Origin of the sequence: Neorhizobium sp. DAR64872/K0K18 (assembly GCF_050500175.1) — a bacterium.
GTDB lineage: Bacteria > Pseudomonadota > Alphaproteobacteria > Rhizobiales > Rhizobiaceae > Neorhizobium > Neorhizobium soli.
In genome coordinates this window covers 453,029-469,079 of record NZ_CP191445.1, presented here as the reverse complement: position 1 = coordinate 469,079, position 16,051 = coordinate 453,029, and the positions used below count along the sequence as shown (strand labels likewise).

Genomic DNA, 16,051 nt, shown 5'->3' with positions numbered 1-16,051 from the left:
CATGCCGGGTTATACGGCCGGCGCGAAGGGCTGGACGGCATGGCCGGATTCTTCCAGAAGCGCGCGCAGCCGCTGCGCGATCGCGACTGCGCCTGGGCTGTCGCCATGCACGCAGATGGACTGCGCATCGATCTTCGTCATCGTGCCGTCGATCGCTTCGATCGCACCGTCGCGGACCATGCGCAGCATCCGCTGGGCCACGAGTTCGGGATCATGCAGGACCGAGCCTTTTTCGCGGCGGGAGACAAGGTTGCCTTCCGGCGTATAGGCGCGATCGGCAAAGGCCTCGGCAACGACGGTCAGGCCGGCACTACGGGCCTGCTCAACCAGCTGTGAACCGGCCAGCGCCATCAGCACCAGCGAAGGATCGATGGCCCGGATTGCGGCGATCACATCGGCTGCCTGCCGCGCGTCTATGGCGATCGTATTGTAGAGCGCGCCATGCGGCTTCACATAGGTAACGCGGGTGCCGGCAGCCTTGGCCAGGCCCTGCAAGGCGCCGATCTGATAGATCACGTCGCCAATCAGTTCTTCGCTCGAAGGATCCATGTTGCGACGGCCAAAGCCTGCCAGATCGCGATAGCCGACATGCGCACCAATCGCCACGCCACGTTCTGCGGCGGCCTTCACTGTCTTGAGAATCCCTGCCGGATCGCCGGCGTGGAAACCACAGGCGACGTTGGCGCTGCTCACCACGTCGAGCATGGCGGAATCGTCACCCATCTTCCAGGCGCCGAAGCTCTCGCCCAAGTCACTGTTGATGTCGATGGTCAGCATACTGTCCGCGCGCCCTCATCCTCGTTGACTAGACGCTAACAAAGGCGAACAATGCTGTCCAGAGTGTTGAACAATTTTTATATGTTGCTCTACAGTTAGGCAAATGCGCAATAATGATGCGTCACCCGCGTTTTGCACGGTTTAGTGGACCATGCGGGTTCGAGTTCGGCTCATTTCGCTTGTGACGGGGTTCGAAGCACTTTACCGAAAATTGAGACGAGATCCGGAGCGAGGGGCAAAGGCTTGGCTGAACGCAAACTGCAAGGCGCTGATAAAGGCGTGCTTTCTGTTCCAGACGGCAACGGTCCAGTGATTGCGCGTCCGGGCGAGCCGGTGCAGACGCTTGCCGAAAGCGTTGCCAGTCGTATCCGCGAACAGGTTATCTCCGGCAGGCTTACCCCCGGCAGCCATCTTTCAGAATTGACTCTCAGCGACGAAATGCAGGTATCACGCAACACGTTGCGCGAAGTATTCCGCATTCTGACCAAGGAAGGGCTGCTGCGATACGAAGCCAATCGGGGCGTTTTCGTTTCGACTCCCAGCATGGCAACGATCATCGATATCTACCGCGTCCGGCGGGTCATCGAATGCTCGGCAATTGCCAATGCGCATCCGCGCCATCCGGGCGTGGCCAAGATGCGGGCGGCCGTCGAGGCGGCGGCACTCTCGCGGGAGACGAAGGACTGGTTGAGCGTCGGTACTGCCGATATCGCATTCCATTCCGCCGTCGTCGAACTCGCCGACAGTTCGCGCCTTTCGGCCTTCTACGCACAGATATCCCTGGAACTGCGCCTCGTCTTCGGCCTATTGCGCGATCCGGAGCTGCTGCATGGTCCGTTCATCGACCAGAACGTCGAAATCCTCACCGAACTGGAAGCGGGTCGCGCGCAGGAAGCATCCATCATGCTCGAGGCCTACCTCCTGCGAGCCGAACGGCTCATTCTGGGCGCCTATGCGCGCGTGACGAAGTAACGCTTTAGTCTTCGAATTCGACCATCACGCCCGGCTTCACCATGCTGGCCAGTTCCTCGGCGTCCCAGTTCGTGAGACGCACACAACCGTGCGAGCCCGCCTTATCGATCAGCGACGGCTCCGGCGTTCCGTGAATGCCATAGGTCGGCTCCGACAGATCGATCCAGACCGTTCCGACAGGATTGTTGGCACCGCTCGGGAGTGTGAGCTTGGACTTGTTCTTTCCCTGCTGGAAGTTGATTTTCGGATTGTATTCATAGGTCGGGTTACGGGCGACGCCGTTGACCTTATGCTTGCCGGAGGGCGAAGGGTTGTCCTCGCTCCCGATCGTGGCCGGATAAACCGCGATGATAGCATCCTGATCGTCGTAAGCGACCAGCTGTCCTTCCTTGCGGCGAGCTTCTATCCGTTTGACGACGCCGGCCCGGGGCGCACCGATGTTGGCGACCAAGATGGTTTCGCCTGCCTCGAATTTCGCCGATGGGTTCAGCGCATGCACGAGGTCCACGTCCATATGGAACCGTTCGGCGAGCTTTTCAGCGACGCTGGTAAAGCCAAGATGCTCCATCTTGGCCTGTTCGGCATAGTCCTTCGGAATCTCGGCGACGATGTCTGCAGCATCATCGGGATCGATCTGGTATGGACCGACGACATGCTGATCGTCTGCCAGACGCGTGACCACTTCGGGGTCGACTTTTCCGTCGACGGGAAGGCTCTGGAGCGCTTCGAAACCCGCGACAGCCTTGCGAACATTGTTTCCGTCCAGGCCGTCGATCACGCCCGGGGAAGCGCCGGCGCGATCGAGGAGAACCTGAAGGTGAATGATCGCGGGATCCGGGGCAGGCTTCTCCTGCTGCTGGACGGGCTCTGGCGGAACAGCCGCAATATTCGCGTTGTTGACCGCCTCAGCGGTCAATTCCTGCGCTTGCGCGGCTCCGAATGTGATTGAGGATAGAAGCGAGACGAGCAGGATTTTGTTTTTCATGGCGTTAGAAGGCGTGAGTCCGACCGAAGTTCCGTCCATTTAGAAATTCTGGTCGGGCAAGCGGCTTGGACAGCCACAGAACGCGCCAGCCGTTATCCTGACGACGGGTTTACAGCCCGCGAATATCGAGCCGTCCCGACTTCTGCATGTCTTCGAACCAGCGCTTTTCGGCGGCCCAGGCATGACCGTCCCAGCCTTCGAACGAAAAGCCCGCCACGATCACAGGCGGTGCATCTTCCGGGCGATTGAGGAGGGTTTCGAACGCATAGACAAAGCCCGAGCTCAAGGCTGCGTCCGGCGCCGCGCCACGTGCCTCCAGCTCCTGTCGGGCCTGATCGTGAACGGATTGCTCGATATAGCGCACGCGTTTTCCGATGCCCTCCAGCAACGACGTCAGCTCCAAGGCGCCGCATTCGTCGCCGGGATCCGAACTCGGCGGAAAAACCAAGGTAATCAGTGCGGCTTTTCGCATCGCGGGGCGATTGGTGAACTCCGGGTCGGCCAGCCATTCGGTCGCCTGTCCGCCGCGGCTGACGAGAACCAGTTCGGAGATCTCCGTCCCCGAGACGTCCATGAACCCAGCGGTATTGTTAAAGCGCGTGACCCAGTCACAGCGATCCGTCATCTGCCCGGCATCGACGAAGTCAGGAGAGTTGCCGATGATCGCGATATGGCTTTCGTCTCGGATGTTTGTCTCGTCCTTCACGGTTTTGCCTTTCCGGACTTGGCTATTGCCTGCCGGTAGAGCGCCATGGTCTCGCGACCGAGATAGGGTCTATCGAAACGGCCGGCGGCCAGCACGGCGCGGTGATGCAGTTGTTCGCGCAACTGTGGCGACTGGATAAGGGATCGCAATGAGGCTGCGATGTCCTGGGGAAGCGTTCGTTCCGCGAGTAGCCCGGCTCCGGTCGCTCCGACGAATTCCCGCGCGCTCGGATCTTCAGCCGACGCAACCACGGGCCGCCCGAACGCAATCGCCTCCTGGTAAACCAGTCCGAAGCTTTCGTATCGCGACGGTGCCGCAACGATATGAGCCTGCCGATAGAGGTCGTGGAGCATTTCGTCGGGTTGGCGGCCCAGGGCGGTTACCCGTTCGCGCGCAACAGCGCTCATCTGCGACGGCAGATCGACGGACGGCACGCCGAGCAGATTGACGTGAAACGGAGGAAGTGTTCCGGAAGCGACTTCGGCGGCCAGGAGCTCTACCGCGCCCATCAGCTCTGCAAAACCCTTGCGCTGTTCCGCACGTCCGACGAACAGGATTCTGACAGGTTCCTCTCCAGCCGGGTAGGGCGATGACTGTGCCGTCTTCAGCAATTCAGGCGGCAGCGAAAGACCGATCGTCCGATGCGGTATTTGGCTGTTGATCTTATAGAGGTCGACGATCCGTCGACCGTGTTCGTCCGTATTGGAGATCAGCCCGGCGCTCGACCCTGCCTGCTTCTTTTCCAGCAAGTCCGCAGCAGCCGCGTCCAGCTTGTCTCGAACCGGCAGCTCAGCCATCCTGCTCCAGGCAGCGGGCGTCGAATTGCGCGTCACAAGCGCAAATCCGTGCCGACCCGTCAGCAAACTCGCTGGCGCGTACCAGTTGGTTGCTTCCACCACGTCGAAGGGCTTTGCCGCATGATCACGCAAAACGGCCTGGCGGAACCGCAGCGGTGCGGCGGCGTGACCGATCGCTGCCCATTTGCGCAGGCGGCCGATACGGGATTGATCCGGGATATCACAACCGACGACGTGAACGCCGTCTATGTTCTGAGCTCCCGAGCGATCGAGCGTAAAGACAGTCACGTCGCAGCCCTCGCCAGAGAGCGCCATAGCGATCTCCCTGGCCGCCGTCGAAAGTCCGCTTGGAGACGGCGGGTAGTCCCAGGCGAGAAGCGCTGTCCGCATCACGACTTCAGCATCCTCTTGTACATCTCGATATAGTCCCGCGCCATGCGGTCTGCGGTAAAGCGCTCCTCGAACCGGGCGCGGATGCGGTGGCGATCGAGGCTTCCCACCTTGTTGACCGCTTCGACTGCTTGCGCTTCGTTCTCGACGATAAAGCCGGTGACACCGTCTTCCACCACTTCGGAGACCGAACCCTTGTTCCACGCAATCACGGGCGTGCCGCAGGCCATGGCCTCGATCATGACCAGACCGAACGGTTCCGGCCAGTCGATCGGAAACAGCAGCGCTGTCGCACCGCGGAGCAGCTCGCTCTTGGCCGCATCACCGACCGGGCCGACATACTCGACACCATCGCCAAGCTTCGGCCGGACATAGGTGTCGAAGTAGAGCGGATTGCCGACGTCAACCGTACCGGCGAGCTTGATGGGGTGACCGCACTCGACCGCAACGTCGATTGCCTTGTCCGGCCGCTTCTGGTCGGTCATGCGCCCGATGAAGGCGAGATAGGACCCGGGCTCGAAGGAGGGCTCGAAGCGGTCTCCGTCGACGCCGTGAAGGACGACGCCGGCGCGGTTGGCTTCTGGGATCCCACGTTGCTGGGACGCTGAAATGGCCGCGACCGGCAGGTCGGGGAAGGCATTGAAGAACAGCTTCCGGTCAAGCTCGTCGACGCGCCAATGGATCGTTGTCAGCGATTTCGAGCGCTGATCGCCCAGCAGGGTCGCGTGAAAGAACTCGCCGTGGAAATGCAGGATGTCGAACTCGTCGAGCCTCTGGCGAACCTCATCCAACGTCACGCTTTCGAGCACTGCCGGTATCGAAGGCGGCACGGTGCCGTGTTCGCTCTCCAGAAACTGCAAGCTCGGCAGGGACCCGATGCGGGTGACCGGCGTGGTGCTGTCGGATGCCGCAAACAGGGTAACCTCACAACCCTGGCGTTGCATCGCTACGCAGAGATCGTGGATCACACGCTCCGTTCCGCCATGATCGCGGGGAGGAACGGGGAAGATACTTGGTGCAACCTGCGCAACCCTTATCGGCTTCGGGAGTTCCGGTGCGCATTCTAGCATTTTGTATCCTTGTTGCTCAGAAAGGTTGTGTATGTTCGTTCTTCATGTCGCACTTCAAGGGTGTCTGCGCGGAAATAATGTCGAGTATGGGCTAACGGCCGATACCGGCGGGCATATCCGCTACTTGATGGATCTTGTCAGCGCTTGTGAAGCCTCTGACACCGCCTCCAAAATAATGATCGCAACGCGCGCCTTTCACGGCCACGGCGAGGACTATCAGCGGCCTTCCGAGGTCGTGAGCCCCCAGATTTCGATTGTACGGTTGCGTACCAATCGCCCCGATTATGTCAGCAAAGAGGATATGCATGCGGAGGTTGCATCCTTCAGCGACGCGCTGATCGCGCACCTTCGCGAACATGGGCTTCCTGACATTCTCCATGCGCATTACGCCGACGCTGCGGTCGTCGCTGCGCGGATCAAAACAGAGTTGGGCATCCCTTTCGTTTTCACGGGGCATTCGCTCGGCAGGGTGAAAATTGCGGCCATGCCGGAAATCGCATCGGACGCATCCATGACGCATCGTCTTGCGGCGGAAGAATGCGCGCTTGAACAGGCGTCCCTGATCATTGCGTCCTCGCGCGACGAGGCTGAGCTGCAGTACAAGGGGTATGACAACTACGACGCCGGCAAAATCCGCGTGCTTCCGCCCGGCAGCGACCTTGATGCTTTTCAGGGCGCCCAGTCATCGGAAACTGTCGAGGTCCAGCTCGCCCGTTTCCTCGCTGAACCGGAAAAGCCTGTCTTGCTTGCCATCGCGCGCCCGGTCACCAAAAAGAACCTGATCGGGCTTGTACGGGCCTACGGAAAATCGCCAGCGCTCCAGGAAGCTGCGAACCTTGTGATCCTCGCCGGCAACCGCTGCGAAATCGACGAGCTCGAACCGGATCTCGCGGACAACCTGCGCGAAATCCTTCATCTCGTCGATACCTACGATCTGTACGGCAAGATCGCCTATCCGAAGATGCATCGACCGGATCTGGTGCCAGCCTATTATGCCTATGCTCGCGATCGCGGTGGCATTTTCGTCAATCCGGCACTCAACGAACCGTTCGGATTGACGCTCCTGGAAGCCTCGGCCGTTGGTCTGCCGTTGATCGCGACAGACAGCGGCGGCCCCAATGATATCGTCGAGACCTGCGGCAACGGTGTCTTGATAGACCCGCGCGACGAGGACGGTCTTGCTTCCGCCGCGCTGAAAATTCTGGGCTGCTCCGAAACGTGGCAGACTTACTCCAAGGCCGGCGAACGTGCTGTCGCCTGTTATGACTGGGCTCGACATACCGAACGGTATCACGGCCTGCTCTCGGAGCTGATCGACAAGCCCGCAGCCAAGACGGAAAAGCCCTCGCAGCTACTGATCAGCGACATCGACAACACTCTGGTGGGATCGGTTCCGCATCTGCATGCCTTTGGCAATTGGCGGCGACAGCAGAGTGGATTGTCTTTCGGGGTCGCGACCGGTCGTTCCTTCCACAGCGCCATGGCCATTCTCGAACAGGAGGATGTACCGAGGCCGGAAGTCATGATCACCTCGGTCGGATCCGAGATCTATCACCTGAGCGAGAACGGCGTCTCCTACGAGTATGACCGGCATTGGGCCGAGCGCATCGCCGAGAACTGGGACCGAAGCGGCATCGAGAGAGTTGTGCGCAAGGCAGGCTTCCTCACCCCGCAGGCGTCGCTCGAACAGCGCGATTTCAAGCTCAGCTATTTCAGTGACGGCTCGAGCGGCGTCGTGGCACGCATCAAGGAACTGCTGGAAAAGGCCGGTTTGCGCGCGTCGGTGATCCACAGCCATCGACGGTACCTCGACGTTCTGCCGCTCAAGGCATCGAAAGGGACGGCCGTTGACTACGTCCGTCGTGGTGCTGGACTGTCTGAAAACATGGTGTTCGTCGCCGGCGATTCCGGCAACGATATCGAGATGCTTCAGGCCATCCCGCAGTCGATCATCGTCGCCAACTACTCGGATGGACTGGCCACGCTTCCTGCACTCAGCCATTCCTATATCGCCTCAGAAACCCATGCGGCAGGCATCATCGAAGGCGTTCTCCACTTCCGCAGACAGGCGGAGGCTGAATGTCTCTCAGTGTCCTGACCCTGGTTCGTGGCCGCGAGCGACATCTCGCCAACCTGATGCGCAGCCTTGGGGAGCAGTCGTGCCTTCCCAAGGAGCTCGTGATCACCTGGATGCAGCCGGAGCCTTTCGAGGATCTGCCGAGCCTGCCGTTTCCGGTCAAGCACGTGTTCGTCGAGGGAGAGGACTTGCCGCTTGCCAAGGCGCGGAACGCGGCGGCAAACGCGGCGTCGGGGGATAGACTCATGTTTCTCGACGTTGACTGCATCGCGTCGCCAACGGTTGTTGAGTCCTACTCTGCCGCCTTGAACGAGCATGACGGTATCTGTCTGAGCGAAGTTCTGTATCTGCCGGCAGAAGTGACCGATTTCCGGGGAGACTACGGTGTGCTCGACGAGCTCGGCAAACCGCATGTCTCCAAGCCCCGGTTTCCTGAATTCGGCCGTGTCGAGCAGGAACCGGATGGCGGCCAGCTTTGGGGCCTGTCCTTCGCGCTGCGAAAAAGCACGTGGCTAGCGATCGGCGGTATGGATGAGCGCTTCGTCGGTTATGGCGGGGAAGAAACCGACTTCGCCGCATCGGCAGAGCAGGCCGGAGTGAAGACCTACCGGGTGGGTGGCGCGCGCGTCTACCACCAGCATCACCCGGTCCTCATACCGCCTCTGCACAACTTCGACCCGATCTTGCGCAACGCCCGCCTCTTTCAGGAAAAGCATGGCCGCTGGTGCATGGGCTACTGGCTTGGCCAGTTCCGCGAGGCGGGGCTGATCCGATGGGAGGAGGATGGCGATGCGCTGGACGTCCTGCGCTTTCCGGACCCGACTGAAATTGAGGCCGCGCGACAGCCCGGTACCGTTCTGTATTCATAGGAATTATCGAGTATGAAAAAGCCAATCGCGTTTTTCGCCCATCATCAGGGCCGCGGACATGCCAACCGTATCATGGCCATTGCCGAGCATTTCAGCCAGGACAGGCAGGTCTCTGTTCTGACGGCCGGGCCGGACTATTTCGAGTCCGTAAGCTCAAGCGTCGAAGTCGTCGCACTGCCGAACATGATCGGCGAAACGGTCCCGACCGCGCGGCTGTTCGATGAGCCTACACCATCGGTCATGCACTGCGTTCCCTTGGGCCTGCCGTCGATGCGGAAAACGATGCGCACCATCGTCGAGCATCTCGACGACCGCGATATTGGTCTGTTTGTCGTGGACGTGTCGTCGGAGATCGGAATGTTGGGTCGGATCTGCTCGACCCCAACGGTTCAGATGCGCCTCCACGGCGACCGCAACGACGTCGGTCATATCGGATCCTACGAAGCGATGGTCGGCATTCTGGCGCCGTTCGACGAGCGTATGGAGCAGCAGGACTATCCGCGCCATCTTCGCGACAAGACGTTCTATACGGGCGGTCTTTGCACCACCCGCGATCAGGTTCTGTCCCGTGCAGAGGCACGCCAGAAACTTGGGCTGCCCTCGGATCAGAAGATCGTGCTGGTCATGACAGGTGGCGGCGGCAGCGGCACGCCCTATGCGCCGCTGACGATTGCCGCACGGGCCGTCCCGGATGCGCTGTGGCTCGTCGCCGGTCCTGTTCTGCGGGAAGGCCATGAGACGGATTTCCCCAATTTGAAGGAACTCGGCTGGGTCGACAACGTCACGGACCATATCGCAGCGGCCGATATCGTTGTGGCCTCCGCTGGCGACAACACGGTTCATGAGATTGCGCGTGCGGCCCGGAAATTCGTGGTGATGCCCGAATGGCGGTATTTTTCCGAACAGCATCGCAAGGCATCCGAGCTCGTCCGACTTGGTGCAGCGGTTTCCGCTCCATACTGGCCGGGAGATTACGAGGGATGGCGGGGGCTTCTGCAGCGTGCCGAAGAGCTCGACACGGAAGCACTTGCAACTCTGCACGAGCCGGCCGCTGCGGCCAAGGCCGCAAACTGGCTGGAAGAGCTCTGCGACCAGCTCTGGATGGGTGGTGCGCAGCGTATTGCAAGCCCGTTGCTCAAGGTCGTCTGATCATGGTCACGTTGACGACCGTCCTGCGCTCCGGGGGGCGCTACGAGCCGATCTGGGTGGAACGCCTTGCCCGCGGGGCGAGGCGGCATATTGCAGGCCTTGATCGCATCGTCTGTGTCACGGATTTCAATGAGGCAATGGCCGGTGTCGAGACCGTCAAATTTCGCCATGACTGGCCGAAGTGGTGGTCGAAATTCGAGGCTTTCCGTCCCGAGCTCTCCGACGATGTCAACATACTCTGCGACCTGGACACGATCTTCATGTCCTCGGCCAGCGAGCTTGCATCAAAAGGCGATGCCGTTGTGATGGAGGATCATTTCCTGAAGTCTCGAGCGTCGACCGCGTTGATGCGCTGGAACAAAGACGATTTCTCGTTTCTGTACGAGCGGTTCAAACGTGATCCGGATCACTGGATTGCGCCGGGAAGTTGCGGAACCGTTCCCAACTCCGTGCACGGCGACCAGGTCGTGGTCGACCATTTCCTACGCGACCAGCAACCGTTCCCGGGCTTCATCCAAAACGAGTATCCTGATCTACTCGATTTCTACGATCCGGTTCGCAAGAACAGCGGACCGGTACTGATCTTCATTGGGGATTCCAAGCCCGACAACGCGACGGCCGACGTCAAGGACGCATGGCTGAACAGCTAGCACTGTCGGGAAGTGCTAGCTGCTGCCACCTCAGACTTTGAGCACCGCCCCGATTTGAGCCATTGACGCATCCATCTTCAGCACAAGTCCTGTGGGATTATATGCGACATCAACAGATCCCATCGAGCCCAGGCTCGACTTGATCAGTTTTGATCCGAAACCCTTGTGCTCTGGAACGGCGACGATTGGTCCGTCCACTTCGATCCAGCTAAACTGAAGCCTGTTCTCGCCACCCTGTGGCACGACAGACCACTCGATATCGATATGGCCAACCTCGTTGGAAAGCGCACCGTATTTGACGGCGTTGGTCATCAACTCGTGAAGTACCAGGCCGAAGGACATGGCAGCCTGGGGTCCGAGCATGACGGTCGTCCCACGAACCTTGATGCGGTCGCTGTCCTGCATCCCGATATTGCAGACAGTGTTGGCCACCACATCGCGCAATTCGGCTCCGCGCCAATCCTCTTGCGTCAGCATGTCATGCGCTTTGGAAAGAGCGGAGAGGCGCGACTGGATCTTGTCGCGCGCATCGTCCACCGTCTGGGCATTGCGCAAAGACTGGGTGGTGATGGCCTGCACCACGGCAAGCGTGTTTTTGACCCGGTGCGCGAGTTCGTGCATCAGCAGCTTTTGCGTTTCTTCGGCCTGCTTACGCTCGGTGATTTCGACCGATGCACCCGAAAAACGCACGGGCTCGCCCGAGGCGTCGCGGATGAGACGGCCCTTTGCGTGGACCCAGCGAACACCGCCACCTGGCTGGATGATGCGGTATTCGTTATCGAAGGTCGACTGTCCCTCGAACAACCGCCCCAGTTCCGCTTCGAACGCTGGCATGTCGTCGGGATGGAAATTCCGTGTGTATTCCTCAAGCGGCGCGCCAGCGGCTGCGCGACCCGGTTCTACCGTATAGATCTCGGCGAAGTTGGGGTCGGCATAGATCAGGTTCGTCTTCAGATCCCAATCCCAGATGCCGACCATTGTCGATGCGCCGAGAGCAAGCTGCAGGCGCTCTTCGCTTCGTGAAAGCTTGTCCTGCATGGATTTAAGCTCGGTGATATCGAGCGATACGCCGCACATCGCGACGGCCAGCCCCCGGTCATCATGGACGAGCTGGCCACGCGCGAGCACCCAGGCCACAACACCGTCGGGACGGATGACGCGGTACTGGACATCGTAGTCCGAGCTTCCTGCCAGGGTTTCCTCCACCGCGGCTTGCATGCGGGGCAAGTCGTCGGGATGGATAGCGCTCTGCAGATCGTCATAGCTGAGGGACTGGTCCCTGTGACGACCGAAGTTTTCCCGGCACACGTCAGAGGTCTGGAGTGCCATGGTCGCGAGGTCGAGCTCCCAATACCCAAGGCTTCCAGCCTCGAGAGTTTCCTTCATCCGGCGCTCGGAGCGAATGGCTGCCTGTTCGGCTTTTTTCGTTCCCGTGATGTCGCGGGAGATGGACAGGATCCGATCGGGCTTGCCGTCTCCTCCAAGGATTGGGGAAACTTTCACTTCCCACCACCGCGAGTTTCCTTTGGCCGTTTCCGCCGTCCCGACAAAGCTACAGCTCCGTCCGGAGCGCGCAGCCTCAAGCGCTTCGCGCGCTGCCGCGTTCCCGTCGTCTTTCCAAAAATCAGGCCAAGGACAGTTGCGGATGGTTTCGAAATCGTCAATTTCCATGACGCGCATGCCGCCAGCGCTCATGAACGTAATGTTGCCGGCGAGGTCGATAACCTTGATACAGTCGTCGCTTGCGGACAGGATTTCCGCCATGAGAGCAACGTCCATCGTGTTTGCCAATGCGACTTCGTGCGGTCGCTGGGATACCGTGTTCATTGTGTATCCGATCGCAAGCGTATGGATATCCGTGTCGAAGTCATTGTCGGCCGTTTCTGAACTGCGAGTGCAAGGTAGCCGCGAGACGGCAGTGGGCGAATGTTGCGGGGAGTTCCCGGTAGTTCAATCAGTCTGCGTTACGGTGCAGGCGGCGCGACGATAATGCTGGGTGGAACGCTCAACCCGATGTCGCCGCGCAGAAGTCGCGCGATGTATTCGAGAGCATTCTTCAAGCCGTTCATCGTATACGGCTTTTCGATTACACCGATTGCACCCACGAAATCTTCCGGAATGCGCTTCAGGTTTCCTGTGATGAATACGTACGGGATCCCCCGGTCGGCAAGGTGCCGCCCGACCTCGAGTCCGGTCGGGCCATCGGTCAGATGCACATCGACAAAGGCAAATTCCGGTATCTGGCCTTCCAGAATGGCCAGCGCCTTTTTCCGGTTCATGGCCTGACCGATTACAGAATGGCCCGCCGCCTCGACTTCTTCTTCGAGCTCAAGCGCCAGAAGGGCCTCGTCTTCAACGATCATGATTTTCAAGCTATGCTCCATATCAGCTATCTAGCGGCAAGATGATGCGGGCAGTGGTTCGCCGACCCTCTACCTCACGTTCGATCTCGGCCTCGACCTGACGGCAGCACGTCTCCAGCATCAGCCGTCCGAATTCGTTATCCTCTTCGTCGACGTCGACTGGATCGGCCGTATCGCGGACTTCGATAATGAAATGCCCGTTTGGACGATTGACCACGAGGTGGATCTCTCCACCGCCCACGCTCAATCCGCGTCGGACCGCATCGCCAATGAGTTCATTGACGATCAGAGACAGTGGGGAGGCCTTGGCGGCGGGCACAAGAACCGGTGACAGATCCATGGTGATCCGGATATCGTCGCGCCCGAGCGATCCCACAAGGTCGACAACGTGATCGCGGGCAAAGTCGGCGACATCGAAGCGACCGACGTCGTTCGACATGAAGAGCTTGCGTTGCACCGTGCTTAGGGCCTCGACACGGTTGAGGACCGACAGGAGCGTATGCCGGACCGTTTCGTCCCGTGTTTTCCTGGCCTTGAGTTTCACTATCGAAGCGATGGTCAGCAGGTTGTTCTTGACGCGGTGGTCGACCTCGTGGACGAGGGTCGTCTTTGCATCGAGGGCCTGGGTGAGTTCTGCTGTTCGGGCAGCGACCTCCGCCTCGGCTCTCCGACGCGCCGAAGCGGACTGCATCTCCAACGTCTTGTCATCTGTGAAATCAAGCTGCGACGCGAAGTAGTAGAGCGGATCGCCCTGATCGTCGAACACAGGGCTGATGAAAAGAGCGTTCCAGAACGTCGAGCCGTCTTTCCGGTGGTTGACGATATCAATCGCGATCGACCTCTGATCCCTGATTGCTTCCCTTATCTTCTGAACTGACGCTGGGTCGGTCTCGGGTCCTTGCAAAAAACGGCAGTTGCGTCCCACCAGTTCGTCCGCCGGATATCCGGTCAGGTCACTAAAGGCCTTGTTGGAAAAGATGATCGGATTGTCGTACTGGCGCGGATCCGTGATGATCATCGGCATCCGGGTTGCTTTGAATGCTGCGGAGAAGGGATCCGTGGAAGAATGCTCTGCAAGAAGCTTGTCCCCGGCGTCCTGTGCCCCCCTTTTCGCCGAGATCGAGTCGTTCATGAGCATGCCTAATTTACAATTTTCTTTCCAACGCGTGCTCTTGGCTAAATGTTCCGCGCGGTAAAGCCACACGACGGTTTGGGTGCTTTGTGTCACGCGGCCGCTTCAGACGCCGCATCTAAACAGCGCACAGATCTTGATCGTCGTGCAGGATATCACCGGGACAACACCAAAGACCGATGCAGTGGGAAACAAGCACTCGGCTGACAACCATCTCATATGATCGGTTCGCGCCGATATCCCTGAGCGCCTCTCGCTTGCTGATCAAGCGCTTTTCAGTAAGTGTAAATAACTGTAAATAAACGTAAATTTCAGATCCCTGATAGGAACCGCAAGGAGCTTTTGCTGTTGTTCGCTTGCTATCAAAGGAGCTGACATTGAAATACTCTGCATACCTCGCGACAGGATTGGTCGGCATACTCGTGCTGACCGGAATCTCCACTGCCAATGCCCAGATGATGGGGGCGAAGCCGCTTTCCAGGGGTGACGTTCAGCTTGTCCAGAAACAACAGGGCAAACAGCATATGCTTAAGGGCCACCGCGGTATGAAGGAACGCCGTCAGGGCTACCGGCGCCACAGCGACGGCTACTGGTACCCGCCCGCAGCATTCGCGTCTGAGGCTCCAAAGAAAAAACCAGGCCGATCCGACAAAGCTCCGTCACCGGTCAGAAAATTCTAGGAGAGAACGCGGCTCATGGGCACTCATCCTCAAGCCGTCAACGAGGTAGTGCCGCGTATTGTGCATAGCTGCACTGCAACATGCTGCCTTTCTACATTCGGATAAATGGAATATCCAGTCTTCCAACGAAGCAATGCACCTCCTCCCGCAGAGCTTCGTGTTCCAGGCGACCCACTCCTCCCAATGGGCGTCTGGCAGAACAGCGGCACTCCTCCTCCCAGCCGTTGTTCGATCTTTTCGAAAAGCCTGCCGCACCTCCTCCCGCGGCAGGCTTTTTCGTTTTGGGCGAGCCATAAGGCGCGCTCGACCGGCCTGCGCTTTGGCGCTGCAGCTTGCGCTTTGTGGCAAACAGGGATGTGAACGAAGGCGATGCGGTTCTTCTTTGAGGTTCACCTGTAGTTTTCGACAACCTTATGCCGTACCGAGCGTTTCGATCCTTTACCGACGTCGTCCAGGGAGAAGCGCGTGCCGCAGGAATTTCGTTTTGAGATGCTAGCTAAGTTCGGCTATGCCGCGCGAGGTGTCGTTTTTCTTCTGGTTGCGGCGTTGGCGCTGTTTTCGAGCTTCGGCGGCGGTCGCCCCGAAAGCAAGTCGGCCATATCGTCGTTGCTGGATCAGCCGTTCGGCAAGGTGTGGGTCGGGATAATCGGCATCGGGCTTTTCTGTTTTGTGGCCTGGCGGCTTGCCCAGGCTCTGGCGGACAGTGACGGACATGGCAGCGATGCCAAAGGAATGGTCATTCGGGCAAGCCTTCTCGGCAGCGCCGTGACCTATGTCGGTCTCGGGATCTACGCAATCGGGCTTTCGGTCTTTTCGGGCGGCGGAGGCGGTGGTTCTGGAGAGAAGGGCGTGGCGACATGGATCATGTCCCAACCTTTCGGCTCCTACCTCGCCATCATCGCCGGCATTGGACTGTTCGCAGGCGGTGTCGTTACCATGATAAAGGGCCTGACGCGGAAATTCGAGAAGTATATCAGCATCCCGAGCAACGCCAGCTGGCTTACTTATGTCTGTGTATACGGTCTCGTCGCCCGCGGTGTCGTCTTTGCCGTTGTCGGCATCCTGTTTGCCTATGCCGGCTTCAAGGTCGATCCTGATCAAGCTGGCGGCATGGCTGACGCGATGGACTGGTTGAGCGAGCTGCCGGGCGGTGCGACCATCTTCATCGTCATCGCAGCCGGGCTCGCAGCGTTCGGTATCTATAACCTTGTCGCCGCAAGATACCGGACAGTCCGTGGCCCCTCCATGGCAGACGTCAAGCGCACTGTCAGCCGGCCCTTCAACTAGCCGATCGGGACCGTTGACTGGGATCCTGCACTCAGCTGGTCATCGAAATCGCGACCATCATAAACGCGTGAGGGGGTGGGAACGGTCCGTTCCCACCCCCTCATTTGCTATATCCGGCATGCCACGAAAGCAGTGACACGCCGGGCT

At 59.5% G+C, this 16,051-nt stretch carries 15 protein-coding genes; 7 read left to right on the top strand and 8 right to left on the bottom strand.

Features of this window, described 5'->3' with window-relative positions:
* Positions 1-9: 9 nt before the first annotated feature.
* Positions 10-777 (bottom strand): LamB/YcsF family protein, encoded by a 768-nt coding sequence (locus ACQY1P_RS02140; protein ID WP_062578181.1) that lies wholly within the window; start codon positions 775-777, stop codon positions 10-12.
* Positions 778-1,086: 309 nt separating this feature from the next.
* Here ACQY1P_RS02140 and ACQY1P_RS02135 point away from each other — a divergent pair, with 309 nt between their 5' ends.
* Entirely contained in the window at positions 1,087-1,749 is a 663-nt protein-coding gene (locus ACQY1P_RS02135; RefSeq protein WP_430253889.1) for a GntR family transcriptional regulator, read from the top strand.
* A gap of 4 nt (positions 1,750-1,753) precedes the next feature.
* Here the strand turns inward: ACQY1P_RS02135 and ACQY1P_RS02130 are convergent, their stop codons facing one another.
* From ACQY1P_RS02130 to ACQY1P_RS02115, 4 genes are all read right to left on the bottom strand, one after another.
* Complete coding sequence (locus ACQY1P_RS02130; RefSeq protein ID WP_430253759.1) at positions 1,754-2,734, bottom strand: L,D-transpeptidase family protein; 981 nt, start codon at positions 2,732-2,734, stop codon at positions 1,754-1,756.
* A 109-nt stretch (positions 2,735-2,843) separates the two neighbouring features.
* Entirely contained in the window at positions 2,844-3,440 is a 597-nt protein-coding gene (locus ACQY1P_RS02125) for a hypothetical protein (protein ID WP_430253757.1), read from the bottom strand.
* On the bottom strand, positions 3,437-4,627 hold the full coding sequence (locus ACQY1P_RS02120; RefSeq protein WP_430253887.1) for a glycosyltransferase family 4 protein: 1,191 nt from the start codon (positions 4,625-4,627) through the stop codon (positions 3,437-3,439). The genes ACQY1P_RS02125 and ACQY1P_RS02120 overlap by 4 nt, the downstream gene beginning before the upstream one ends.
* Positions 4,627-5,697: a glycosyltransferase family 4 protein gene (locus ACQY1P_RS02115; RefSeq protein ID WP_430253755.1), complete on the bottom strand. Its 1,071-nt coding sequence runs from the start codon at positions 5,695-5,697 to the stop codon at positions 4,627-4,629. The genes ACQY1P_RS02120 and ACQY1P_RS02115 overlap by 1 nt, the downstream gene beginning before the upstream one ends.
* A gap of 31 nt (positions 5,698-5,728) precedes the next feature.
* Between ACQY1P_RS02115 and ACQY1P_RS02110 the strand changes: the two genes are divergently transcribed.
* Genes ACQY1P_RS02110 through ACQY1P_RS02095 form a run of 4 tightly spaced genes read left to right on the top strand, consistent with a single transcriptional unit; the run spans position 5,729 to position 10,442 of the window.
* Positions 5,729-7,795, top strand: coding sequence for an HAD-IIB family hydrolase (locus tag ACQY1P_RS02110; protein WP_430253753.1), 2,067 nt, complete (start codon positions 5,729-5,731; stop codon positions 7,793-7,795).
* Entirely contained in the window at positions 7,777-8,643 is an 867-nt protein-coding gene (locus tag ACQY1P_RS02105; protein ID WP_430253751.1) for a galactosyltransferase-related protein, read from the top strand. The genes ACQY1P_RS02110 and ACQY1P_RS02105 overlap by 19 nt, the downstream gene beginning before the upstream one ends.
* A 12-nt stretch (positions 8,644-8,655) precedes the next feature.
* A complete protein-coding gene (locus ACQY1P_RS02100) occupies positions 8,656-9,792 on the top strand; it encodes a glycosyltransferase (protein ID WP_430253749.1) in 1,137 nt (378 codons plus the stop codon).
* A 2-nt stretch (positions 9,793-9,794) separates the two neighbouring features.
* A complete protein-coding gene (locus tag ACQY1P_RS02095; RefSeq protein WP_430253747.1) occupies positions 9,795-10,442 on the top strand; it encodes a hypothetical protein in 648 nt (215 codons plus the stop codon).
* Between the two features lie 30 nt (positions 10,443-10,472).
* Here the strand turns inward: ACQY1P_RS02095 and ACQY1P_RS02090 are convergent, their stop codons facing one another.
* The 3 genes from ACQY1P_RS02090 to ACQY1P_RS02080 all read right to left on the bottom strand — a co-directional run bounded on the left by ACQY1P_RS02090 (position 10,473) and on the right by ACQY1P_RS02080 (position 13,937).
* A complete protein-coding gene (locus ACQY1P_RS02090) occupies positions 10,473-12,269 on the bottom strand; it encodes a PAS domain-containing protein (protein ID WP_430253745.1) in 1,797 nt (598 codons plus the stop codon).
* A gap of 137 nt (positions 12,270-12,406) precedes the next feature.
* Positions 12,407-12,814, bottom strand: a complete 408-nt coding sequence (locus ACQY1P_RS02085; protein ID WP_062459470.1) for a response regulator — start codon at positions 12,812-12,814, stop codon at positions 12,407-12,409.
* A 13-nt stretch (positions 12,815-12,827) separates the two neighbouring features.
* Positions 12,828-13,937, bottom strand: coding sequence for a PAS domain-containing protein (locus ACQY1P_RS02080; protein ID WP_430253886.1), 1,110 nt, complete (start codon positions 13,935-13,937; stop codon positions 12,828-12,830).
* A gap of 377 nt (positions 13,938-14,314) precedes the next feature.
* Between ACQY1P_RS02080 and ACQY1P_RS02075 the strand changes: the two genes are divergently transcribed.
* Entirely contained in the window at positions 14,315-14,617 is a 303-nt protein-coding gene (locus ACQY1P_RS02075; protein ID WP_156461779.1) for a hypothetical protein, read from the top strand.
* 465 nt (positions 14,618-15,082) lie between these two features.
* Positions 15,083-15,904, top strand: coding sequence for a DUF1206 domain-containing protein (locus tag ACQY1P_RS02070; protein WP_430253742.1), 822 nt, complete (start codon positions 15,083-15,085; stop codon positions 15,902-15,904).
* The last annotated feature ends 147 nt before the right edge of the window (positions 15,905-16,051 follow it).

Bases quoted from the DNA above. Each gene is read 5' to 3' on its own strand.
- ACQY1P_RS02100 (WP_430253749.1), top strand. From the start codon at position 8,656: ATGAAAAAGCCAATCGCGTTTTTCGCCCATCATCAGGGCCGCGGACAT.
- ACQY1P_RS02095 (WP_430253747.1), top strand. From the start codon at position 9,795: ATGGTCACGTTGACGACCGTCCTGCGCTCCGGGGGGCGCTACGAGCCG.
- ACQY1P_RS02110 (WP_430253753.1), top strand. From the start codon at position 5,729: ATGTTCGTTCTTCATGTCGCACTTCAAGGGTGTCTGCGCGGAAATAAT.
- ACQY1P_RS02130 (WP_430253759.1), bottom strand. From the start codon at position 2,734: ATGAAAAACAAAATCCTGCTCGTCTCGCTTCTATCCTCAATCACATTC.
- ACQY1P_RS02105 (WP_430253751.1), top strand. From the start codon at position 7,777: ATGTCTCTCAGTGTCCTGACCCTGGTTCGTGGCCGCGAGCGACATCTC.
- ACQY1P_RS02080 (WP_430253886.1), bottom strand. From the start codon at position 13,937: ATGAACGACTCGATCTCGGCGAAAAGGGGGGCACAGGACGCCGGGGAC.
- ACQY1P_RS02140 (WP_062578181.1), bottom strand. From the start codon at position 777: ATGCTGACCATCGACATCAACAGTGACTTGGGCGAGAGCTTCGGCGCC.
- ACQY1P_RS02115 (WP_430253755.1), bottom strand. From the start codon at position 5,697: ATGCTAGAATGCGCACCGGAACTCCCGAAGCCGATAAGGGTTGCGCAG.
- ACQY1P_RS02120 (WP_430253887.1), bottom strand. From the start codon at position 4,627: ATGCGGACAGCGCTTCTCGCCTGGGACTACCCGCCGTCTCCAAGCGGA.
- ACQY1P_RS02090 (WP_430253745.1), bottom strand. From the start codon at position 12,269: ATGAACACGGTATCCCAGCGACCGCACGAAGTCGCATTGGCAAACACG.